This window comes from Flavobacterium sp. KACC 22758 (assembly GCF_028736135.1).
In the GTDB taxonomy this organism is placed as follows: Bacteria; Bacteroidota; Bacteroidia; order Flavobacteriales; family Flavobacteriaceae; genus Flavobacterium; species Flavobacterium johnsoniae.
In genome coordinates this window covers 150,375-172,737 of record NZ_CP117878.1, presented here as the reverse complement: position 1 = coordinate 172,737, position 22,363 = coordinate 150,375, and the positions used below count along the sequence as shown (strand labels likewise).

Here is a 22,363-nt window from a genome sequence, read left to right as displayed (position 1 = left end):
GACTAATAAAGATTAATTCTTTGAAATTTCTGAATTAAATCTTTGAATCTTTAAAATCAACAATGAGCAAATACACAGAAGACGATTTAAAAATCGAACTGGAAACTAAAGAATATGAGTACGGATTTTATACCAATATTGAATCCGAAACTTTCCCTATTGGCTTAAACGAAGAAATTGTAAGAGCTATTTCGCTTAAAAAAGAAGAACCTGAATGGATGACCGAATGGCGCATCGAGGCTTTCCGTGCCTGGAAAGAAATGATAGAGCCGGAATGGGCAAACGTACAATACGAAAAACCAGATTTTCAGGCCATCTCTTACTATTCAGCTCCAAAACAAGTAGATCCTAATAAAACGCTGGACGATGTTGATCCGGAACTATTAGAGATGTACAAAAAACTTGGGATTTCTGTTGATGAGCAAAAAAAGATGAACAATGTCGCTATGGATATTGTTGTCGATTCTGTTTCTGTAGCAACAACTTTCAAGAAAACTTTAGCTGAAAAAGGAATTATTTTCTGCCCGATTTCTGAAGCAATTAAAGAACACCCGGAATTAGTAAAAAAATATTTAGGTACTGTTGTTCCTCAAAAAGACAACTTCTATGCAGCATTAAACTCAGCAGTTTTCTCTGACGGAAGTTTCTGTTATATTCCAAAAGGCGTAAAATGTCCAATGGAACTTTCAACTTATTTCAGAATCAATCAGGCAGGAACTGGACAATTCGAAAGAACGCTGGTTATTGCCGATGAAGGAAGTTACGTCTCTTACCTTGAAGGATGTACTGCTCCAAGCCGTGACGAAAACCAATTACACGCTGCTGTGGTTGAATTAATTGCTTTGGATGATGCTGAAATTAAATATTCTACCGTTCAAAACTGGTTCCCAGGAAACAAAGAAGGAAAAGGTGGGGTTTACAACTTCGTAACCAAAAGAGGTTTATGCGAAACAAACGCTAAAATTTCTTGGACACAAGTTGAAACTGGTTCTGCTGTAACCTGGAAATATCCTTCTTGCGTACTTAAAGGAGATAATTCAGTAGGAGAATTTTATTCGATCGCTGTAACCAATAATTACCAACAAGCTGATACTGGAACAAAAATGATCCATTTAGGAAAAAACACTAAATCGACTATTATTTCTAAAGGTATCTCGGCTGGAAAATCACAAAACAGTTACCGTGGTTTAGTGCAGATTTCTCCAAGAGCAGAGAATGCAAGAAACTTTTCTCAATGTGACTCGTTATTAATGGGCAACAATTGCGGAGCACATACTTTCCCTTATATCGAAAGTAAAAATCCAACAGCAAAAATCGAGCACGAAGCAACTACAAGTAAAATTGGAGAAGACCAAGTTTTCTACTGTAACCAAAGAGGTATTCCGACTGAAAAAGCGATTGCCTTAATTGTAAACGGTTTTAGTAAAGACGTATTGAACAAACTTCCAATGGAATTTGCGGTTGAAGCGCAAAAATTATTAGAGATTTCTTTAGAAGGATCTGTAGGTTAAAAAAGTTCCTTGTTTCAGGCGTCAAGTTTTTGATCCGAAACTCACTTTTGCAACCATTAAAAAAGAATTTTATATTATATTAAAATAAAAGATTTTTCAAAGTTTCGCTTTTCAGCATAACTGAGAATTTGAAACTTGAAACTTTAAACAAAAAAAAGATGTTATCAATAAAAAACCTTCACGCCGCAATTGGTGATAAAGAAATCCTTAAAGGAATTAATATAGAAGTTAAAGCTGGAGAAGTTCACGCTATCATGGGACCAAACGGTTCTGGAAAAAGTACACTTTCTGCTGTTATTGCAGGAAACGAAAACTATGAAGTTACAGACGGAGAGGTTATCCTTGACGGAGAAGATCTTGCTGATTTAGCACCTGAGGAAAGAGCACACAAAGGTGTTTTCCTTTCTTTTCAATATCCGGTAGAAATTCCTGGAGTTAGTGTAACTAACTTTATGAAAACTGCAATCAACGAAACTCGTAAAGCAAACGGACAGGAAGAAATGCCAGCAAACGAAATGCTGAAAGTAATTCGTGAGAAATCTGAATTGTTAGAAATCGATCGTAAATTTCTTTCTCGTTCTCTTAATGAAGGTTTTTCTGGAGGAGAGAAAAAAAGAAATGAAATCTTCCAAATGGCAATGTTAGAGCCAAAATTAGCGATCCTTGACGAAACCGATTCTGGTCTTGATATCGACGCTTTAAGAATTGTTGCTAACGGAGTGAACAAATTAAAAAGCGACAAAAACGCAATTATTGTAATCACGCACTACCAACGTTTGTTAGATTATATCGTTCCTGATTTCGTTCACGTTCTTTACAACGGAAGAATCGTAAAATCTGGCGGAAAAGAACTGGCTTACGAATTAGAAGAAAAAGGATACGACTGGATCAAAGCAGAAAATTAAATTTTTGTTTCAAGTTTCATGTTTTTTTTAGTTTCAAGTTGAATTACGTTTTGTAAGTTTAAACTTAAATTATTTAAAACAGAAATTATGGCAACAATTACTCGATTTGAAGATTTAGAAATCTGGAAAGAGGCTCGACGATTAGCAAAAGAAATTCATCTCATTGCCGTTCAAACAGAGTTAAGATCCGATCTCAGGTTTAAAAATCAAATAAAAGATTCTTCGGGTTCAGTAATGGATAACATTGCTGAAGGATTTGAAAGAGATGGAAATTTAGAATTTCGACAATTTTTATCAATTGCAAAAGGTTCTGCCGGAGAAACAAGATCTCAATTGTATCGAGTTTTTGATTTTGAATATATTTCAGAAGAAAAATTCGAAGCTTTAAAAAAAGATTATGAAAATTTAAGCGGTAAAATAAAAAACTTTATCACTTACCTAAATAAAACAGATTTCAAGGGGAATAAGTTTCAATAGGCAACATGAAACTTGAAACCTGAAACACCGAAGGAAACAAAAGAACAATGGATTTAAAAGAAAAATTAGTATCGTCTTTTATGGCTTTTGAAGAGCGTGTCGATGTACATTCAGATTTACACGACATACGCACAAATGCTTTAAAAAACTTCGAAAATAAAGGTTTCCCAACCAAAAAAGAAGAAGCTTGGAAATATACATCGTTAAATGCCATCTTAAAAAATGACTTTACGGTTTTTCCTAAGCAGGAAAATGCAATCGAATTCAATCAGGTAAAAAAATACTTTTTACACGAAATTGACACTTACAAATTAGTATTTATCGATGGCGTTTTCAGTTCACATTTGTCTTCTACAACGCATGACGGAATAGATGTTTGCTTGATGTCATCGGCATTGACCAAACCAAAATATAAAATGGTTATTGATACTTACTTTAATCAAATTGCAAGTAAAGATGACAGCTTGACTTCATTGAATACTGCTTTTGCAATTGAAGGTGCTTTTATTAATATTCCTAAGAAAAAAGTAGCTGATAAACCAATTGAGATTATGTATTTCTCAACAGGTAACGAAGCTGCATTAATGGTTCAGCCAAGAAATTTGGTTATTGTGGGTGAAAATTCACATGTTCAAATTATTGAGCGTCACCAAAGTTTGAACGAAAATCCAGTTTTAACAAACTCTGTTACTGAGATTTTTGCTCAAAAACGTGCGATTGTTGATTATTACAAAATTCAAAACGATAATAACGAAGCGAATTTAATTGACAACACTTACGTTTCACAACAACAAGAAAGTCATGCTTCTGTTCATACTTTCTCATTTGGAGGAAATTTAACTCGTAACAACTTAAACTTTTACCATTTCGGAGAAAGATTAACAAGCACATTAAACGGAATTTCTATCTTAAATGACAAACAACACGTTGATCATTATACATTGGTAAACCACGCAACACCAAATTGCGAAAGTTTCCAGGATTATAAAGGAATTTTCTCTGATCGTTCGACTGGAGTCTTCAACGGAAAAGTTTTGGTAGAGAAAGAAGCTCAAAAAACAAATGCTTTCCAAAAAAGCAACAACATTTTATTGAGTGACAAAGCTACAATCAACGCAAAACCGCAATTGGAAATTTTTGCAGATGACGTAAAATGTTCTCACGGATGTACAGTTGGACAACTGGATGAAACAGCAATGTTCTACATGCAATCACGTGGAATTCCGAAAAAAGAAGCTAAGGCTTTATTGATGTACGCATTCTCAAATGCCGTTATCGAAAGCATTAAAATACCAGAATTAAAACAAAGAATTACTAAAATCATTGCCATGAAATTGGGAGTGAATTTAGGATTTGATTTGTAATAGATTCTATTTTTAAAATTAAAAAACCGATAAGATTTAAAAACTTATCGGTTTTTTAATTTTTATCTTTTTTCATTTGACCAATATGCAAATGACTGAGGTGGTGTTAAATTATAATCAGCCTTTAAACATTTAGGTTCTTCAAATTTATTTTTATTTTTTATTTGAATGGCAAAACCTTGTTGTCTGTTTTCGAAATATTCGTAAAAATAATCTTCAGTTATACCTGAATATTCTTTGGTTTTGTCCCAAAGTTCTTTAAGGTCAAGATTAAAAATTTTCTCTATTTCGAATTCTCCTATCACTTTTTGAACAGGTGAAGAAGCGTAAACCAAAACTGATGTTACATTTTGGTTTTTGAAAATAGCTTTTCTGAATTCAAATTTTTTTGTCCCATCAAATATTTTATTTGCAAATTGGGGTTTTATTGATAATACTACTTTCATAAATACCTTTTTATTTTATTAAGTCATACAGCCAATTACTAAATAGCTCAATAATCACAGCTAACATGAATGCAAATATCGCATATTTAGAAATTGTTTTCCAATTGTTTTTCTCATATTTAGTTTTTATAAGTGTACTAGCACTTTCAACATTTGTTTCTTTCCAATGATAAGCTAAGTAAATTTGTTTATTAATGTTTTTAATACCAACATAATCATCCCATCTGTAATTTTCAAGATTTCTACAACTCAAAAAAGGTTGATGATTTCCAATCAATTCTTCATCTTTTGAGCATATAAAGAAAAAATGTTGCTTTTGGATTTTCAGTAATTTTTCAACTTTCATTTCCTCAAGCAAGTCCTGATTTAAATCCCGTATTTCATTAACCCTAAAATCAATCATTTCAATTTCAGAAAATGCACTTTCTAGTAGAGAATTGGTTGGCACACTAACAGAAGATAACGAATTTATAAAATCTCCTTTTATCCTAAACCTAAAATAATTTGTTATTTCTTGTTTCGGAATATTTATATTAATTATTGTTCCATCATACTTTTGTTCAAAAGTCAAATCACTAATGGATGTTTTGTAAATATTAAAAACAAACTCATTTTTAGCATTTCTAATTTCATAAGATTTACTCGATGTTGTTGAAATCACCTTATAGTTTTCATTGAATACAGCGCTCACTAAATCTACCTTATGAATAAATTTTCCGACTATGTCTTCAAATTCATTTTCCTTAATCTTTATTGGGAAATATATTTTTAACGTTTTAATATTCTTCGTATTTGATAATTTTATACCAATATCTAAAAACTTGTGAGATCGTTTTGACCCGTTTGGAATTTTCCAAAAATTAAAATGCAAGTCTAAAATCTCATTTAACTCAACATTATCATTTACAGGTTTATACCAAATTGCTATGCTCTTCATCTTAATATGCAAAAGTTAAAAGTTTATCAAATTGCTCAACAGTTATTTTAGAAAATCCTCTTGGTACATTTTCGTAATCCACAATAATTCCGTTATTAACTAACCATTCAAGATTTGGTCTTTTTCTAAATGAATAGGTATAAAGAAAATTTACAATAAAAGGTCTATTGGCAGGACTATAATTCCAATGTTCTGACAACTCTTGATTAGTAAAAACGCTTCTTTTTCTGCATAAAGACAAGAATTCTTCTTCAGTTTCGATGTTTAAAACACATGACTCAACTATTCCTAATGTAGTTGCAACACCTTTATATTTTCCACCTGTCATATAAAAAACTAATACATCACCAGATCGCATTTTCTTTTCATAAGAACGTGAAATATAAACTTTACTTAATGCGTTTCTATGAGGAAAACTTTCAATATAATCTTTTGGAGATTGATTATTCAAGATTGAATCTGGAAACAGCTCTATATGATAATTAGGATATATGGGAACAATAAAAATATTTTGTTGCCGAGAAAAAAAGGGAAATGTTAGTTTAGGATTTTCAACATTAATTATTTCTTTATTAAAAGATCTAACATAAACTTGCTCAACTCCATTGTGAGTTGTTTTTATTCCATAATGATTAAAACCCCAATTTTTAAGAAGCTCGATTAACCTTTCTTGTTCATCTCTTTGATCGAAAATAGTTACATATATTTCATCAACCCTAAATTGCAAAGCATTGTCAAAAATTATTTTTAAAAATCTTTCTCCTATTTTATATCCATTTGCAGTTACTTTGAATGTTCCAATTTTTAATCTTTTTTTCTTCGCAAAAACAGGATTGATTTCATAATAATTCTCATTTTCATCCTCTCTTTTTATAAATAGAAAAGCAGTTAGTCTACCTTCACTATAACAGACATAACAAATGTCATCAGCTTTTTTATTAAACCACTTATCAAATTCCGCATAATCTTCTCTGAAGCTATCAAAAAAAGCATCTCTAATGTTAACTTCAGCAAAATCAACTTTCTGAACAGACAAAACTTTATAGTCTACTAATTCTGGATTTTCTGAGGTTACTTTTTCCAGAAAATCTTCAATTTTATAAACCTTGTCTGCTATGCCAAGTAAACTCGCTTTAGTGTGTATCTTTTTATCTTCGGAAATTAATATGTCAACCCTTCCTTCATAAACTTCATTTAAGATTTGGGTGTCATTTATATCATTATCTTGATTATCTATCTTCTTACTAACTTTAAGAATTTCTTCACCCAGCGGAGCTTGATGCTTAAGCAAATTGTAACTCTCAATTTTAATACTCATAGTATCGAGAGTATTTGGATCCTTATATCTTTCTAATTCCTCAACAGTCAAAGGATGAATGTATTTTGAATATTTGAGATTATCTATCCACTTGAAAAGTTGACCAATTTCTGGTTTGTATATTTTATTTGCTTCTCTATGAATAATAATATTTGTGTCTAGCAAAACTTTCATTACCTAGTGATATTTAATAACTGTTCATAATTATTATCCATAATCTCGATATACGGAACAGAATACTTTTTCGAAAGATATTTTGCATATTCAATTTCCATATTCTGTAATTCGTTCAAAACTTTTATGTCATATTTTTTACTATCACGATTTTCCAATCTTTTAATTATTTTTTCTACATCATCTAGAACAATAGAAATCACTCTCGGGTTAAGAATATCAAAAGTTTCTTCGTCAATTTTGAAAGGAACATTTAATGAATTCAGCAAACAAAAATGACCATCAAGTAAATATTTTTTATCCTCTTTAATTAAGCTCTTTAATCCAAAAATTAACTTTTCTTGTGTTGAAGAAATATTTTCAACCAATTTATTATTTGAAGAACTAATTTCACGCCATTTTAAAACTTCGCTTGCCGTTATATGTATCAATTCAGCTTTAGAAGCAATTTCTTTACAAATAGTTCCTTTTCCAACTCCATGAATACCACCAATAAAAAATATGTTATCGAACGATTCCATCATTAATTTTTTTTTAGCAAGTTATAAAAAAGAATGAAATATATTACAAATTTATTTCTTCACGCTCTCAATTATCTCCTTCAAAAACCCATTAAAGTCAAAACCTTTATCTCCTTCTCTCACTCCCATTCTTACAATCACCATATCCAGAGACGGAATAATCGCAACCATTTGACCTTGATAACCGCTGCAATAAAACATATCTCTAGGAACATCTGGAAATTTCCCTCCAGCGTTTAACCAAAATTGTGCGCCATATTTCCCTTCAGAAGTATTGGTTGGTGTTGCTGTATATTTTACCCAGCTTTCGTCTAGAATTTGTTCACCGTTCCAATTTCCTTTTCTTAGATATAATAATCCAAATTTTGACCAATCTCTTGGCGTTGCCCATCCGTAAGATGAACCTACGAAAGTTCCTGACATATCTTGTTCAACAATCATCGAATTCATTCCGATTTTGTCTATTACAGCGCTGTACCAAAAATCAAGATATTCTTGTTGTGTTTTGAATTGTCTTCTTAAAATTAGAGATAATAAATTGGTTGTTCCAGACGAATAATTCCAATGTGTATTGGGTTTAAATTGTGATGGTTTATCCAATTGCACTTTTCCCATATCTTCGGCCTGAAAAAGCATTTTGGTGGCATCGCAGATTGTGCTGTAATTCTCTTCCCATTCTAAACCAGAATTCATATGAAGCAAATCGTTAAGCGTGATGTTTTTACGCTCATCATTCTGCCATTCTTTTACTGGAGCAGGTTTGTAAATATCTATTTTTCCTTGTTTAGCCAAAACGCCAAAAGCCGAACTTGTAATGCTTTTTGTCATTGACCAGCCTAAAATTTTACTGTCTTTATTAAAACCTGTATCGTATTTTTCGGCAATCAATTTATCTTTATACAAAACCACAACAGCGCGAGTTCTTTTGATTTTTCCACCTGTTTTGTCAAAAGCATTATCGACAGCTTTTTTCAATTTCGAATAATCTACATTCAAAAATGCAGTATCTTTTGGCTCATTATTTCCGTATGGAAAAGGAAGATTGTTTTCTAGTTTTGTCCTTTTTGGAAGAAGATACGGTTTCGAAACATCAAAATCATCATTAATCAAAGTCGCTCCTAAACCTTCGCGATAAATGGCTTTTCTTTCTTTCAGTCCATAAACAGATGAAATAGCAAATTTCCCGGCATCATCAATTGAATTTTTAGCCAAGTCAACCAAATTGATATCATTGTCGGTTTTCTGGATTAGATCCAACGAACGATTATCTATAAAATGTCCAGATGCGACACTTTTGGCAGAGAAACCAGAAATTAAATCAAGTTTTGGATAAGTTGTAAATCCGAAATATAAAAAAGCAAGAACCACAATAAGCAAAAGTACTTTGAGAAATTTTTTCATGATAGTTAGTTATTTTTAATGCAATATAAATAATTTATGTTCACGATTTTAGAACCCAAATTATAAATCTGTTTCGGATAATTCAGAAAACTGAATTGATTTTTAAGGAATCAGCATTTAAGCCCTGTAACAATGGCATCATAAAAGGAAATTATAGAATTGCTGTATAAACAAATTTAGTTTTAGTACTTTTGTAAATAGATTTTTTCTAAATAAGACATGCTAGATATTCAAAAAATAAGAGCTGATTTTCCGATACTTTCACAAACTGTAAACGGAAAGCCATTAGTATATTTCGACAACGGTGCTACTTCTCAGAAACCACAAGTTGTGATTGATGCAGAAGTAAAATATTATCAGGAAATCAACGCCAATATTCACCGCGGCGTTCACACTTTAAGCCAGTTAGCAACTGATGCTTATGAGGTTGCTCGCGGAAAAGTAAAAGATCACATCAACGCAAAACATGCTCATGAAGTGCTTTTTACTTCGGGAACAACACACGGAATCAACTTAGTTTCAAACGGTTTTGCTTCGATTTTAAAACCAGGCGATGAAGTTGTAGTTTCTTCATTAGAACACCATAGTAACATTGTGCCTTGGCAGATGTTATGCGAGAAAACTGGAGCTGTTTTAAAAGTTATTCCAATCAATGACAATGGAGAATTAATCATTGAGGAATTTGACAAATTGCTTTCAGACAAAACGAAAATCGTTACTGTAAATCATATTTCAAATGCATTGGGTGTTATCAATCCAATCAAATATATTATTGACAAAGCACACTCAGTTGGCGCTGCAGTTTTAATTGACGGCGCGCAGGCAGTTCCACACTTAAAACCAGATGTTCAGGAATTAGACTGCGATTTTTATGCTTTTTCAGGACATAAAATGTGTGGCCCAACAGGAACAGGAATTCTTTACGGAAAAGAAGAATGGCTTAACAAACTTCCGCCTTATCAGGGCGGTGGCGAAATGATCAAAGAAGTGACTTTCGAAAAAACAACTTATGCAGATTTGCCTCATAAATTTGAAGCAGGAACGCCAAATATTGCTGGCGGAATTGTTTTAGGAACTGCAATTGATTATTTAAACGAGATTGGTTTTGATAAAATTCATGAATATGAAAATGAATTGTTAGAACACGCTACAAAACGTCTTAACGAAATTGAAGGTATCCGAATTTACGGAAACACCAAAAATAAAGCATCTGTAGTTTCGTTTAATATTGATGGAATTCATCCGTATGATGTTGGTTCTATTATAGATAAATTAGGAATTGCTGTTAGAACAGGACACCATTGTGCACAGCCAATTATGAATTTCTTCTGTATTCCGGGAACAATTCGTGCTTCGTTTTCTTTCTATAATACAAAAGAAGAAATAGATGCAATGGTTGAAGCTGTTAAGAAGGCACAAACTATGTTAAGCTAAAAAAACAAATTATATGCGAATAGTATCATTATTGCTCCTGACACTTTTTATTGCTACGGGATGCTGCAGTCAAAAAAAAGCAGATATGACATCAACTCAAATTGAATACTCTGCAATGTCAAGAGGTTATTACAAGAGTATTGTAGTACAAAATAAATCTGTTTCTATTGTTAAAGAACGTAACGGCGAAGCTGTTCAAAGCAAGATTGATGATGCAAAATGGAGCGAGATTGTTTCTGCATATTCAAAAGTGAATTTAGACAGTCTTTCTTCCTTAAAAGCGCCAACAGACAAACGTACTTATGATGGTGCTGCAATAGGAAATTTAAAAATAACTAAAGATGGAAAAACATACGAGACACCAGGTTTCGACAATGGCTTCCCTCCAAAAGAAATTAAAAAACTAGTTGATCTATTAGTTGATTTTTCTAAAGAATAATTATGACGATAAAAGAAATACAAAACGAAATAATAGACGAATTTTCAATGTTTGATGACTGGATGCAGCGTTATGAATACATCATCGAATTAGGAAAAAGTCTTCCGCTAATTAAAGAAGAATACAAAACCGACGATAATTTAATCAAAGGCTGTCAGTCAAAAGTTTGGCTGCAAGGTGAACAGAACGATGATAAAATTGTTTTCACAGCAGACAGTGATGCTATTTTGACTAAAGGAATAATCGCAATTTTAATTCGTGCATTCTCCAATCAAAAAGCAAAAGATATTCTAGAAGCTGATACTGATTTTATAGACGAGATTGGTTTAAAAGAACATTTATCTGCAACACGTGCCAACGGTTTGGTTTCGATGATAAAAAACATCAAAATGTACGCTTTGGCTTTTGATGCTAAAAACAAAAATTAAATTTTAATTAAACCATTAAGAAATTAAGTTCCATAAAGATGACATGCTTAATTTCCTTAATAGTCAAAAGTAAATTAAGTTTACTGTTTTGACACAAAGCAAAACTTAATTTTCTTAATGTCTTAATGGTAAAAAATAAAAACACTTAGTGTTCAAAAACAAAAAACAATGGAACAAGAAATAGACACAAACGAATTAGGAGAATCAATCGTAAGAGTTTTAAAAGGAATTTACGATCCTGAGATTCCTGTAGATATTTACGAATTAGGATTAATTTATGACGTAATGGTAAACACAGATTACGAAGTAAAAATCCTTATGACACTTACTTCACCAAACTGCCCAGTTGCAGAAAGCTTACCAAGAGAAGTAGAAGAAAAAGTAAAAACAATTGAAAACATCAAAGATGTAGACGTAGAAATTACTTTCGATCCGCCTTGGAGTAAAGACTTAATGAGCGAAGAAGCAAAATTAGAATTAGGAATGCTTTAATATTTGTTTCAAGTTTAAAGTTTCACGTTTCAAGTTGTGTAACCTGAAACGTGAAACTTTAAACTTGAAACTAACTTTTCATATGGAAGAAATCATCAATAAAGTTGCCAATAGTGCTTTAGAAGTTTTTGATCTTGAGGATTATTATCCAAAAGGAATTCGTGTGCAGATTGACATTTCGCAATGGCTTTTGGAAGGATTTTTATTGAAAGAAAAAGACTTTAGAGAGCATCTTAAAAATCACGACTGGTCGCAATATCAAGATCAATATGTGGCTGTACACTGCAGTACAGATGCCATTATTCCCGCTTGGGCATTAATTTTAGTTGGCGTTCATTTAGCTCCTTTTGCAAAAAAAGTTGTTAACGGAACTATCGAAGATCTTGACGCAAGTCTTTACGAAGAAATTTTAAGCAAAATTGATTATTCTGTTTACAAAAGCAAACCCGTTATTGTAAAAGGCTGTTCTAGAAAACCGGTTCCAATGCGTGCTTACATTTTGGCTGCAAACTATTTACAGCCATTTGCCCGCAGTATTATGTATGGCGAAGCATGTTCTGCAGTACCTCTGTACAAAGAATCTAAGAAATAACCTGCAATTACAAGAGATTATCATTTAGTTTTCCATTCGTTTTTAGTATATTTGGTAATACACTAAACTAAACAACCATGAGAAAGCTGGCGTTATTACTATGCATTTTAGCGAACTTTGCTATTGTTCAGGCACAAAATTCAGAAAAAGAATTAATTCAAAATACAGAAAAAGCCGTAAAAAAAATCAATGATACCATTGAAGAAGAAGGCTGGAAAGCAAAAGGAATCGTATCACTTTTATTAAATCAATCCAGCTTTAATAACTGGATTGCAGGAGGCGAAGATAGTTTCTCCGGAACTTTAGGAGTAAATTATGACTTTAACTACAAAAAAGACGATGTAACCTGGGATAATAAAATTCTTGCTTCATACGGTCTTTTACAAACTAAAAATACCGATTTCGGGAAAAAGACTGATGACCGTTTAGAGTTTAATTCAATTGTGGGAAAAAGAGCTTTTGGCGAATGGTATTACTCATTCTTCTTAAATTTTAGAACACAATTTACAACGGGTTATATTTATGGTCAGGATGCCAATGGCAAAGAAATTAGAACCGAGCAAACTAAATTTATGTCTCCTGGATATCTTACCACTGGACCTGGTATTTACTGGTCAAAAGATGAAAACCTGAAAATAAACTTCGCACCGCTGACTTCAAAATTCACTTTTGTAGACAACGCTTATACAAGCGGTATAGATAGATTTACTGGTCTGCCTTATGTGGATGGGGATTATTTTGGAGTTGACGAAGGCAAAACTATGCGATATGAGCTCGGTTTTTATGCTTCAGTTTATTATAAATTAGCCATTATGACCAATGTAACTGCCGAAAATACGCTGAATTTATATTCTAATTATCTGGAAGATCCTCAAAACGTAGATATCAATTATTCTTTGAATATCATTATGAAAATTAACAAATTCTTATCTGCAAATTTTGCTTTTCAAGCAATATATGATGACAATGCCTTCAGAGGGCTTCAAACCAGACAAGTATTTGGTTTAGGCGTTAATTTTGGATTTTAATAAATATTAAAAGATAGAGCCTCAATTGCAATTGAATTGAGGCTCTATCTTTTTTTTATTTTATAATGATTTAGGTTTTATCTTCACGATTTTATTATCTTTCATGATAACCAACTCGCTATTTGATTTTTTTTTAAATTCAATTAACTTGTCATAAACCTGATCCATTGCGTCCAAAATTTTAGTTTGTGTTGCTGATCTTTTATATGTTTTCATTATAGATATTATTAAGTTTATCGTATTTGATTTCGTTTATTACATCAATTTCAGTATCTAACATTTTTTCTGCAATCAATTCAGGTTTACCAAATGAATTATCAAAAATCATAACCTCATCAACTATTGGCAAATATATATTAAATAAGTTTGCTATTCCATTTATATATCGACGTCTAATAACATCTTTTTCAATATTGTGACCTCCTTCCAAAACTCTTGTTTTTACCCTTTCAATAGCAAGTTCAACATCCTGCAGCCAAAAAAATAAAAGAATAACTTTATAGCCTTTTTCTTGGGCTAAAGCAATTTTAGATTTATAACTTTTAGTAGCAAGCGTAGTTTCAAAAGCAAATACCTGGCCACTTTCTAAGAGCTCACTTATCCTATGAAGCATTATCCTACCAGCCTCAAAAGCTACCTTTTCGGGTTGAAATGGGGAAAGACCTTTTGCAATCTCATCTGCATTTACAAATTCTCTGCAATCTAAAACTTCAGGTAATATAGTAAAAGAAGCAGTAGTTTTACCTGCGCCATTACAGCCTGAAATTATATATAAATTCTTACTCATTACTACAAAGATAAGAATATAACTTCTAATCTAATTTATAAAAAAACGGCTTTTGAAATCTCAAAAGCCGTTTGTCTTTTATTCTTCATCCTTTTCAACCGCATCCTTATAATCTGGATATAAGAAATTGTTGTAAGGAAAACGTGTAATATGAATCTGGCGAACAGCTTCGTAAACCATTTCTCTGAATTCTTCAAAATTTTCCTTTTGAGTTGCTGAGATAAATAATGCTTTATCATGACCTACATTACTCATCCAGGTTTGTTTCCACTCGTCAAGCGTCCAGTGTTTTCTGGTTCTTTCGGTGATTAAATCATCGTTGTCAATTGTAAGGTGTTTATAAGCATCGATTTTATTAAAAACCATAATCGTTGGCTTATCATTACTTTTGATTTCCTGTAAAATCTGATTTACAGATTCAATGTGGTCTTCGAAATCAGGATGAGAAATATCTACAACGTGCAAAAGTAAATCAGCTTCACGAACCTCATCAAGTGTACTCTTGAAGGAATCAACCAATTGAGTTGGCAGTTTTCGAATAAATCCAACCGTATCCGAAAGTAAAAACGGCAGGTTTTTAATTACAACTTTTCTAACGGTTGTATCTAAAGTTGCAAACAATTTATTTTCAACAAAGACCTCACTTTTTCCAATAGCATTCATCAAAGTCGATTTTCCAACATTGGTATAACCAACAAGTGCCACACGAACCATTGCACCACGATTACTGCGCTGAATGCTCATTTGTTTATCAATCGTTTTGATTTTCTCTTTCAATAACGAAATACGGTCACGAACAATACGTCTGTCTGTTTCAATCTCCGTTTCACCGGGACCACGCATACCAATTCCCCCTTTTTGACGCTCAAGGTGTGTCCATAAACCAGAAAGTCTTGGCAGTAAATAAATACACTGTGCTAATTCAACCTGTGTTCTTGCATACGAAGTTTCAGCTCTCTGCGCAAAAATATCCAAAATCAAATTGGTTCTGTCAAGGATTTTACAATCGATAATTCTTGAAATATTTTTTTGTTGAGAAGGTGTCAGCTCATCATCAAAAATAACTGTCGATATTTTGTTTTCTTTTACAAAAAGATTGATTTCGTCTATTTTTCCCGTTCCAACAAAAGTCTTCGGATTAGGGCGTTCCATTTTCTGCGAAAAACGTTTAATAACTTCTCCGCCTGCAGTAAAAGTTAAAAACTCTAATTCGTCTAAATATTCATTAAGTTTTTCCTCACTCTGATTTTGAGTTACAATACCTACAATGGCTGTTTTCTCAAAATTTATAACTTCTTTCTCTAGCATATCTTAAAATAATCCTGCAAATTTAATCATTTGTAAACTACTACAATTATAGAATTTCAATTTTAAATTCTATAAAAGAATAAACCATTTACAAATCAGGTTTTAACTTGACTTATAAATGGTTCAAAGTATAATTAAAAAAATAATCTTATTCGTAAATAAATGTTTTTTCTGTTTTAACTATTCCGTTTTCTTCAATTTGTGAACAAGAAATTGGGAAATTCAATTTGTTGTATTTGTATTTTCTGCTTACTGCTACCAAAGCTGCAGACGAAGGGCTGAAATTTACTTCATTATTATATGAAATCGATTCAAAAGCAAATTCGTCTTCGTGGTATGAAATCATTGGAACAATTACTTTATAATTATCTCCAAAAAGACTTTGAACAATTAATTGATCTACTGATTTTTTATCATCATAAGTATATGATTTAGAAATTTTGTCGCCAACCAATCCTCTATGTTTAGATACATTATCGTTTACATAAACATATTCTAATTTTCCAATAATTGCTTTATTTCTATCGCGTGAAGTACGTCTTACAATAATTCCGTTTTCAATTAAATATTCAATATCGTCAACTAAATTCTGGTGGTTTGTACTCTTTTTGGTTGTTACTTTTACTCTTGCTCCTTCATAAACGAATGAAACCACTTTTGTAATATAGTTTGGCCCTTCCTGATATTTTTTTACAAACTTGGTAATATTGTTATCAGCATCATAAGTATAATTGATTACTTCTTTCCAGTCACTTCCTACTTTGTCTTTTACTGTCATATCCAACAGTCCGTTTTTGTTGTAATAAAAATGCTGCACAACATCTGAAGTAGTAATCGTTTGAAGTTTACCATCTTTAAAAACCATTGTTTTATTAACAATCTCGCCGTCTTTAGAGTTTTGGTAATTTGTTTTTACAATGTTGATCTGCTTTAGTCTAACGTTGTCCTGACTGTGCATCAAGAATGGAAACACCATCATTAAGATGGCAATAAAGTAGGTTTTCATGTTGTTTTTGTATTGATTTGGGATGACCAAAATACAAAATTCTGTCAGAAATCAACAATTATAAATTTAAAAAAACAAAAAAACATCTTTATAAAACTAAAAATCAAACACTTAAAAACACGACACTTATTTCTCGCCAAAAATCTTTATATCATCAACCATAAAAGCCCCATTTAGTGTTTTATCTTTCCCGGAACCTACATATCGAAAAGCAATATTTATATTTCCTGAATAGGCCGATAAATCTATTCCGCCAGAACTCATAAATTCACGGGAAGGGTTTGAAAGCGTTGGAACTTTTGCTTCAAGTTTTGTCCATTTTGCTTTCGTTACACTCGAACCGTCAAAATTTGTTGACACGTATACTTCCAGCGTATTTAATGGAGAATCTACTTTTAAATCGTGCTGAGCGCTTCTAAAAGAAAGTACCGCATTTTTGTAGCCTGTTAAATTAATTTTAGGAGAAACCAGCCAGGCAATATTTTCTGCAGCTGTTGTACTTGTGGTATTAAATTCGGCATAACCATTTCCCGCATATACCATGCTTTTCCATAATTTTGACGCTTTTTCTACAATGTTGCTCCATCCCGGCAAGGCAAAATTCACATTGTTTTTAACCGACTGAAAGTCTTCTGCAAAAAACGGAACATTTCTTTTTCCATTCATTACAATATCACTTTCATATCGCACCATAAATTGATAATCAGTACCAAATTTTGTTAGAATTCCTTTTACTTTTCCGCTTCCTTCAGGAACAAAATGATCGGCAAATTTTGCATAACTGCTGGTTCTAAAAATAATTTGATTTCCTGTTTTATCTCTCAAATACCAATTTGTTGATCCTCCTACATTATTTGATTCTTCAAAATAATGACGTCCCAATGCTGCTTCGGTAAATTCAACATTATTAAGTTCTATTAGGGTATTTAATTTATTATCTGAAAGCGCTTCTTCTACAGAAAGAGATTGTACTAATTCATTTTCATCAATGATTGTACATGATGCATTTAAAACATTCTTGTATTCATTTTGAGAAATCCTGCCCACTGTTGGATCTCCCGCATTACTCACATATAAACTTCCAATTCTTAATCCGCCATAATACAAATCTGTGAATTGATTTTTAAGTTTTACATACACTTTATTACCAACCCGATAATCAATATATGTGTTTGAAGCATCTACAGGAACACTAAAACCAATTGCAGGATTATTTGCAGAAGCTTTTGTCTGAAGTGATATGCTTTTGAAAAAATTTCCTCCTTCATCACTTGAAACAACATAGGCTTCAATTATGTCATCATATAAATATTGTTTTGCTGTATTTGCCGAAAGTTCATAAACCTTTTCAACTGTTTTATTGACTTTAAAATCCGGCTGTGTACAGCCTAATACTGGTGTTTCGATTTCATTATTACAGCTGCAGACAGACAATAATGCTATTCCAAAAAATAAATTTAAAACGATGTTTTTCATAACAAATTAAAATTTCGGTTTATAAACCGATAGTAAGATTTAAAAAATAAGTTCTTCCGTAACCGTAATAATATTTGGGCCCAAATGAAGGTGTTCCGCTTGATACATCTTGGTTTAAAGCTCTAAAATTGGCATTTCTAGCCTGTTCAAAACCACCGGTTTTATATACTGCATTCAGGACATTATTAACGCTGGCAAAAAGACCAATATACTTTTTATAAACTCTCCAGGATTTTCCGCCATTGATATTTAATAAGGTTACAGGGTCAAATTTTTCTTGTTTCAACAATTCATTTCCTCTTTCAGAAGATGCTTCTGGAAAAGGAAATCCGTTTACCGGATTAATGTAAAATTGAGAGGTTCTGGAAATAGGCGAAACATCAATATAATTATCTGTCAAATAGTTAATATTGGTTCCAATCCACCAAAATTTAGGATCACGATATTCCAAACCCAACGAAAGTGCATTTTGCGGTGTTCCGGATTGCTTGTAGTTTTTAAGATAAGCTTTGCCGAAATCAAAAGTAGTCTGCGCTCCGTCTTTTGCTGCATTTGCATCATTTGTAATCGAAACATTTGGATTGCTGTTGTAGATATAATTTCCGTAAGCAGCACTTAAGGTTGATTTTAAAGTAGATGTAATCTGATATTCAAAACTCAATTCTGCACCAGTATTTTTCTTGTCCATTTTTGTCAAAGTCTGACTTACAAAAGCGTCTGTTGGATCATATCCGGCTCCGTTATCAAAAATTCCTTCGGCATAGAAAAAAGACGTTTTTGAAGAATTTTTAATTAAAGTGTAATAAGCCGTAATCCTTAATTTAAGTTTTGGAGAACTATATACATAATTCGCCTCAGCGCTGGTAACATTTTCACTTTCAATTCCGTTTACTACATTATTATTTAAGCGTGAATTTGCAAATGTATTTCGAAGTGAAGGCGCCCTTGTTAAATGTGCTGCATTAAAAAACAGCCATTGTTTACCTGAAACCTTATAGACGAATCCGCCTTTAAAGCCAAAATTCTCAAAGTTTACTTTTTCACTTTTTCCTAAAGATGCCGTTGGATAAAGTCCATTCTGGTATAAACCTTCTCTTTGATAATTTGACATTGAATAGGATTGCGTCAAATAAAATTCGGTTTTATTATATGAAAATTTAAACTGTGTAAAAACATCAATTGTATTGGCTGAAAAATTATAATTGTAACCGTAAATATCTCCTTCTTTTACCTGTCTGTTTGGATTTTGTAAATCAGATTGAGAAAGGTCTCCTTTATAAAACGGATCAATATCTTCGAAATATTTTCCGCCAAGAAGATCCAGTAAATATTGAAAATTATGCGATTTTAAATTTCGATACATAACTCCTCCATCAAAAGAAATATTTGGAGTAAGCTGCGTATTTAAGTTAGAATTTACTGCAAAAGTTTTATCATCGGTTCTGTCTTCATATAAAACATAATGACTCTGCGAAGGTTCGTAACCATTTTGACCTTGTTTTTGATTGGCCATATACATGGCATTCCAATCAATTTGGGAATTGGCTAAAAATGTTGTTCTGCTTTTGTCTGCATTTTCATAATCCGGAGTAAAGTCTCCTGAAAATTCACCTTTGTCTTTTGCATAAAGTGAACTAAAATAACTTGGCATTTTTCGATAGTAAACCGGATCTGGGCTGTCAGCATTTTGATAATCGACATTGCTGTTTCCTACTTTTCCAAATTGATACATAACGCCTGAATTCAGCTTTGTTTTTTCATCTATTTTAAAATAATGATTCAGCATAAACAAGGGTTCTTCTACCGTTTTTACTCTTGCATTTCGTCTTTCTCCGTTCTGAAACCCCCAGTATGAATTGTACTTTTCTCCCATTAAAGCTGTCACTTCGTTTGTATTTGGAGAATTTTTTCCGCGGGAATTCGGCGTATAAAACCCAGTAAAATTGATTGAATGTTTGCTATTTAGTTTCTTTTCAACACTCATAAAAAAGGAATCGGCATCAAAATTTGTTCCTTCAAAATAGCCTTCGTCTGCCCATCTTTTACCGGCAGAAACCACATAAGCCCAGCCCGAAGCACTCATTCCAGAAGCATACGTTCCTATAGCACGCAGAGTGTAAGAAGCATTACTTCCTGAAAAGGTAAGCTGTGTTCCTTTTCGATATAAAGAGGCTTGTGTAAATATTTGCTGTGTTCCTAAAACACCGCCAAAAGTATAATTGGATGCTGCATTTCCAACTGAAAATTCCTGATTACGAAGTACATTATTTAATCCGCCCCAATTGTTCCATTGCGGTCTGCCATCGTAGATTTTATTCATGGTCATACCGTTAAGCATCATCGTTCCGTTCTCGCTGTCGAGACCGCGCATTCTAAATCGGGCCTGACCCCAGTTAAATGCCGACGCCTGCATAAAAGCATCTCTTGAAGACTGCAATAAACCCGATGTCATTTCTGAAGAGCTGTTATCATCAGAAAAATCATTATCTGACAAAGTAATCAAGGCAGCAGGAACTTCATCTGTATAAGTATCTTCTAATTGTAAAATACCCAGATTTATATTTTGTCCTGAATTGTATTGAAGTTTTAAAAGTAAATCTTTGTAACCCTGGCTTCTCAGCAAAAGCAGTTTTTCTTTAGTTGGAAATACATGAAGCTCAAATTTTCCTTTTTTGGAAGTAAGCTGCATTACTGCTGTGTTTTGTATAGTTACCACTACATTTTCCAGCGGATTTTGTGTGCGGGCGTCAATAACAATTCCTGTAACTGTTATTTCCTGCTGTGCAAATGCCAGATTAAAAGACCATAAAATAAGGAAGGCTGCGTATTTTTTTACCATTAAAATTCCAATTAACTTTCAAAATTGTTTTCGGATATTCATCCTATTCAAAAGATAAAATTGGTTTTTGGAAAAAGTTTTGTCTGGTTTCTAATACAAACGATAGAAGTTTCAAATATAGATAAATTCTTGTAAAAGAAAACAAATTCTTACAAAAAAATAATTTATTATAGATTTTAAAAATTAGAAAATGCAGCGTAAATCAGTTTAATCCGTTAAACCTGCGGGCAATAAATTAAGCAGATGTTCTAATTTTAGAAACCATAAAAGCGATTAAAACGCCAAAGATTCCGATAAAAGCAAAAGAAAACTGAAGCCCGAAGTTTTGTGCAATGTGTCCAATAACAGGTGGTCCCATTAAAAACCCTAGAAAACTTACGCTTGAAACTATTGTTAAAGCTTCGCCTGCCGGAACTGTTGGATTTTTTCCTGCCAGACTGTAAACGGTTGGCACAATAGTGGCAACGCCCAGACCCACAGCCATAAATGCAATTGTACAAGGAATGATATAAGGAAGAAAAACTGCTGTAAAAAGTCCGGCAGAAATCATAACACCGCTGATTTGCATAACACGTTCGCGTCCAAATTTATGGATTAAGCCGTCGCCCAAAAATCTTCCGCCGGCCATCATAATCATAAATGATGTATAACCTAAAACTACTAAAGGTCCCGGAGCCTGTACAATATCTTTAAAATAAACCCCGCTCCAGTCAAACATTACGCCTTCGCTGGCCATACTGCAAAAACCAATAACGCCCAGCCAGATTAAAGCGCTGTCTGGTTTGGTAAACATTTTTTTCTTTTCTGTACTATGCTTGATTTTTTCTTTGGCTCTAATTAAAAATTTAAAGTTAAAAGCAATCATCAAAAGCACTATTCCGCCCACAATAAGGAAATGATGTAAAGGAGATAATTTTAAAGCCAGCATTCCTAAACCAACTAATGCTCCTGTAAATCCGGCAAAACTCCACATTCCGTGAAAAGAAGACATGATTGTTTTTTTGAAAAGTACTTCGGTGTAAACGCCTTGTGTGTTTACGGCAATATTTGCCAGATTTCCGAATAATCCAAACAAAAATAATCCAATTGATAACTGCAGACCAGTTGTAGCCAAACCTAAATTTGCCAGACACAAAACATACATTATTAAGGAGAAAATCAAAATACGATGACTCCCGAATTTTGTTACCATTTTTCCCGAAAAAGGCATAACAATTAATTGTCCCATTGGCAGGGCAAAAAGTATAGAACCCAAATCGCCTTCGGTTAAATGCAAAGCCGTTTTGATATCCGGAATTCTGCTTGCCCAGGTTGCAAAACTTAATCCCATTCCAAAATAAAACATTCCAACAGCAAAACGAATTCTGTTTAGATAAGATGCTTTTGCTTCTCTAAAAACTTTCTTGATTTTTCCTTTTGTCTGAAAAAGTTGTAACGGATTGAAGTTTATCAAAATAGTGTATTTACGGGATTATGTTAT

Annotated in this window: 22 protein-coding genes; 10 read left to right on the top strand and 12 right to left on the bottom strand. The window is 32.7% G+C overall.

Annotated elements, in window-relative coordinates; translation table 11 throughout:
- The first annotated feature begins 62 nt into the window (after nucleotides 1-62).
- From sufB to sufD, 4 genes are all read left to right on the top strand, one after another.
- The gene (gene sufB / locus PQ462_RS00855) at nucleotides 63-1,511 is read left to right on the top strand and encodes a Fe-S cluster assembly protein SufB (protein ID WP_274252022.1); all 1,449 of its coding nucleotides are present in this window, start codon (nucleotides 63-65) and stop codon (nucleotides 1,509-1,511) included.
- A gap of 158 nt (nucleotides 1,512-1,669) precedes the next feature.
- On the top strand, nucleotides 1,670-2,416 hold the full coding sequence (gene sufC, locus PQ462_RS00850) for a Fe-S cluster assembly ATPase SufC (protein ID WP_008466070.1): 747 nt from the start codon (nucleotides 1,670-1,672) through the stop codon (nucleotides 2,414-2,416).
- Nucleotides 2,417-2,503: 87 nt separating this feature from the next.
- Nucleotides 2,504-2,893 carry a four helix bundle protein gene (locus tag PQ462_RS00845; protein WP_274252021.1) on the top strand — a complete coding sequence of 130 codons (390 nt, stop codon included), beginning with the start codon at nucleotides 2,504-2,506 and terminating at the stop codon, nucleotides 2,891-2,893.
- A gap of 47 nt (nucleotides 2,894-2,940) precedes the next feature.
- Nucleotides 2,941-4,257: a Fe-S cluster assembly protein SufD gene (sufD, locus tag PQ462_RS00840; protein ID WP_008466068.1), complete on the top strand. Its 1,317-nt coding sequence runs from the start codon at nucleotides 2,941-2,943 to the stop codon at nucleotides 4,255-4,257.
- 62 nt (nucleotides 4,258-4,319) lie between these two features.
- Here sufD and PQ462_RS00835 read toward each other — a convergent pair whose 3' ends face one another.
- From PQ462_RS00835 to PQ462_RS00815, 5 genes are read right to left on the bottom strand one after another with little or no spacing between them, the layout of a single operon-like run.
- Nucleotides 4,320-4,703: an ASCH domain-containing protein gene (locus PQ462_RS00835; RefSeq protein WP_073483828.1), complete on the bottom strand. Its 384-nt coding sequence runs from the start codon at nucleotides 4,701-4,703 to the stop codon at nucleotides 4,320-4,322.
- Between the two features lie 10 nt (nucleotides 4,704-4,713).
- Nucleotides 4,714-5,640 (bottom strand): hypothetical protein, encoded by a 927-nt coding sequence (locus tag PQ462_RS00830; protein ID WP_274252020.1) that lies wholly within the window; start codon nucleotides 5,638-5,640, stop codon nucleotides 4,714-4,716.
- Nucleotide 5,641: 1 nt separating this feature from the next.
- Nucleotides 5,642-7,132: a PIN domain-containing protein gene (locus PQ462_RS00825; RefSeq protein ID WP_274252019.1), complete on the bottom strand. Its 1,491-nt coding sequence runs from the start codon at nucleotides 7,130-7,132 to the stop codon at nucleotides 5,642-5,644.
- Entirely contained in the window at nucleotides 7,132-7,656 is a 525-nt protein-coding gene (locus PQ462_RS00820; RefSeq protein WP_274252018.1) for an ATP-binding protein, read from the bottom strand. The genes PQ462_RS00825 and PQ462_RS00820 overlap by 1 nt, the downstream gene beginning before the upstream one ends.
- 48 nt (nucleotides 7,657-7,704) lie before the next feature.
- Nucleotides 7,705-9,054, bottom strand: coding sequence for a serine hydrolase domain-containing protein (locus tag PQ462_RS00815; RefSeq protein WP_274252017.1), 1,350 nt, complete (start codon nucleotides 9,052-9,054; stop codon nucleotides 7,705-7,707).
- A 219-nt stretch (nucleotides 9,055-9,273) separates the two neighbouring features.
- On the opposite strand from PQ462_RS00815, the gene PQ462_RS00810 reads away from it, so the two are divergent.
- From PQ462_RS00810 to PQ462_RS00785, 6 genes are all read left to right on the top strand, one after another.
- Nucleotides 9,274-10,488 (top strand): aminotransferase class V-fold PLP-dependent enzyme, encoded by a 1,215-nt coding sequence (locus PQ462_RS00810; protein ID WP_274252016.1) that lies wholly within the window; start codon nucleotides 9,274-9,276, stop codon nucleotides 10,486-10,488.
- A 13-nt stretch (nucleotides 10,489-10,501) separates the two neighbouring features.
- Entirely contained in the window at nucleotides 10,502-10,927 is a 426-nt protein-coding gene (locus tag PQ462_RS00805; protein WP_274252015.1) for a hypothetical protein, read from the top strand.
- A 2-nt stretch (nucleotides 10,928-10,929) separates the two neighbouring features.
- Nucleotides 10,930-11,355, top strand: coding sequence for a SufE family protein (locus PQ462_RS00800; protein WP_248728973.1), 426 nt, complete (start codon nucleotides 10,930-10,932; stop codon nucleotides 11,353-11,355).
- A 168-nt stretch (nucleotides 11,356-11,523) separates the two neighbouring features.
- Nucleotides 11,524-11,847, top strand: a complete 324-nt coding sequence (locus tag PQ462_RS00795) for an SUF system Fe-S cluster assembly protein (protein WP_012023258.1) — start codon at nucleotides 11,524-11,526, stop codon at nucleotides 11,845-11,847.
- A gap of 82 nt (nucleotides 11,848-11,929) precedes the next feature.
- Nucleotides 11,930-12,439 carry a DUF2480 family protein gene (locus PQ462_RS00790; protein WP_274252014.1) on the top strand — a complete coding sequence of 170 codons (510 nt, stop codon included), beginning with the start codon at nucleotides 11,930-11,932 and terminating at the stop codon, nucleotides 12,437-12,439.
- 77 nt (nucleotides 12,440-12,516) lie between these two features.
- Nucleotides 12,517-13,467: a DUF3078 domain-containing protein gene (locus PQ462_RS00785; RefSeq protein WP_274252013.1), complete on the top strand. Its 951-nt coding sequence runs from the start codon at nucleotides 12,517-12,519 to the stop codon at nucleotides 13,465-13,467.
- Nucleotides 13,468-13,527: 60 nt separating this feature from the next.
- On the opposite strand, the gene PQ462_RS00780 is transcribed toward PQ462_RS00785, so the two are convergent.
- The 7 genes from PQ462_RS00780 to PQ462_RS00750 all read right to left on the bottom strand — a co-directional run bounded on the left by PQ462_RS00780 (nucleotide 13,528) and on the right by PQ462_RS00750 (nucleotide 22,336).
- A complete protein-coding gene (locus tag PQ462_RS00780; RefSeq protein WP_165768436.1) occupies nucleotides 13,528-13,683 on the bottom strand; it encodes a hypothetical protein in 156 nt (51 codons plus the stop codon).
- Complete coding sequence (locus tag PQ462_RS00775) at nucleotides 13,670-14,254, bottom strand: zeta toxin family protein (RefSeq protein ID WP_274252012.1); 585 nt, start codon at nucleotides 14,252-14,254, stop codon at nucleotides 13,670-13,672. The genes PQ462_RS00780 and PQ462_RS00775 overlap by 14 nt, the downstream gene beginning before the upstream one ends.
- Nucleotides 14,255-14,332: 78 nt before the next feature.
- On the bottom strand, nucleotides 14,333-15,562 hold the full coding sequence (hflX, locus tag PQ462_RS00770) for a GTPase HflX (protein ID WP_274252011.1): 1,230 nt from the start codon (nucleotides 15,560-15,562) through the stop codon (nucleotides 14,333-14,335).
- A 148-nt stretch (nucleotides 15,563-15,710) separates the two neighbouring features.
- A complete protein-coding gene (locus PQ462_RS00765) occupies nucleotides 15,711-16,568 on the bottom strand; it encodes a hypothetical protein (RefSeq protein WP_274252010.1) in 858 nt (285 codons plus the stop codon).
- A 126-nt stretch (nucleotides 16,569-16,694) separates the two neighbouring features.
- Nucleotides 16,695-18,044, bottom strand: a complete 1,350-nt coding sequence (locus PQ462_RS00760) for a DUF5689 domain-containing protein (protein WP_274252009.1) — start codon at nucleotides 18,042-18,044, stop codon at nucleotides 16,695-16,697.
- Between the two features lie 19 nt (nucleotides 18,045-18,063).
- Nucleotides 18,064-20,883 carry a carboxypeptidase-like regulatory domain-containing protein gene (locus PQ462_RS00755; RefSeq protein WP_274252008.1) on the bottom strand — a complete coding sequence of 940 codons (2,820 nt, stop codon included), beginning with the start codon at nucleotides 20,881-20,883 and terminating at the stop codon, nucleotides 18,064-18,066.
- A gap of 235 nt (nucleotides 20,884-21,118) precedes the next feature.
- Entirely contained in the window at nucleotides 21,119-22,336 is a 1,218-nt protein-coding gene (locus tag PQ462_RS00750; protein ID WP_274252007.1) for an MFS transporter, read from the bottom strand.
- Nucleotides 22,337-22,363 lie beyond the last annotated feature (27 nt).

Coding starts and splice junctions, on each gene's coding strand:
- PQ462_RS00795 (WP_012023258.1), top strand. CDS start 11,524: ATGGAACAAGAAATAGACACAAACGAATTAGGAGAATCAATCGTAAGA.
- PQ462_RS00845 (WP_274252021.1), top strand. CDS start 2,504: ATGGCAACAATTACTCGATTTGAAGATTTAGAAATCTGGAAAGAGGCT.
- sufD (WP_008466068.1), top strand. CDS start 2,941: ATGGATTTAAAAGAAAAATTAGTATCGTCTTTTATGGCTTTTGAAGAG.
- hflX (WP_274252011.1), bottom strand. CDS start 15,562: ATGCTAGAGAAAGAAGTTATAAATTTTGAGAAAACAGCCATTGTAGGT.
- sufC (WP_008466070.1), top strand. CDS start 1,670: ATGTTATCAATAAAAAACCTTCACGCCGCAATTGGTGATAAAGAAATC.
- PQ462_RS00780 (WP_165768436.1), bottom strand. CDS start 13,683: ATGAAAACATATAAAAGATCAGCAACACAAACTAAAATTTTGGACGCA.
- PQ462_RS00825 (WP_274252019.1), bottom strand. CDS start 7,132: ATGAAAGTTTTGCTAGACACAAATATTATTATTCATAGAGAAGCAAAT.
- PQ462_RS00755 (WP_274252008.1), bottom strand. CDS start 20,883: ATGGTAAAAAAATACGCAGCCTTCCTTATTTTATGGTCTTTTAATCTG.
- PQ462_RS00835 (WP_073483828.1), bottom strand. CDS start 4,703: ATGAAAGTAGTATTATCAATAAAACCCCAATTTGCAAATAAAATATTT.
- PQ462_RS00765 (WP_274252010.1), bottom strand. CDS start 16,568: ATGAAAACCTACTTTATTGCCATCTTAATGATGGTGTTTCCATTCTTG.
- sufB (WP_274252022.1), top strand. CDS start 63: ATGAGCAAATACACAGAAGACGATTTAAAAATCGAACTGGAAACTAAA.
- PQ462_RS00815 (WP_274252017.1), bottom strand. CDS start 9,054: ATGAAAAAATTTCTCAAAGTACTTTTGCTTATTGTGGTTCTTGCTTTT.
- PQ462_RS00820 (WP_274252018.1), bottom strand. CDS start 7,656: ATGATGGAATCGTTCGATAACATATTTTTTATTGGTGGTATTCATGGA.
- PQ462_RS00790 (WP_274252014.1), top strand. CDS start 11,930: ATGGAAGAAATCATCAATAAAGTTGCCAATAGTGCTTTAGAAGTTTTT.
- PQ462_RS00805 (WP_274252015.1), top strand. CDS start 10,502: ATGCGAATAGTATCATTATTGCTCCTGACACTTTTTATTGCTACGGGA.
- PQ462_RS00760 (WP_274252009.1), bottom strand. CDS start 18,044: ATGAAAAACATCGTTTTAAATTTATTTTTTGGAATAGCATTATTGTCT.
- PQ462_RS00775 (WP_274252012.1), bottom strand. CDS start 14,254: ATGAGTAAGAATTTATATATAATTTCAGGCTGTAATGGCGCAGGTAAA.
- PQ462_RS00830 (WP_274252020.1), bottom strand. CDS start 5,640: ATGAAGAGCATAGCAATTTGGTATAAACCTGTAAATGATAATGTTGAG.
- PQ462_RS00810 (WP_274252016.1), top strand. CDS start 9,274: ATGCTAGATATTCAAAAAATAAGAGCTGATTTTCCGATACTTTCACAA.
- PQ462_RS00800 (WP_248728973.1), top strand. CDS start 10,930: ATGACGATAAAAGAAATACAAAACGAAATAATAGACGAATTTTCAATG.
- PQ462_RS00785 (WP_274252013.1), top strand. CDS start 12,517: ATGAGAAAGCTGGCGTTATTACTATGCATTTTAGCGAACTTTGCTATT.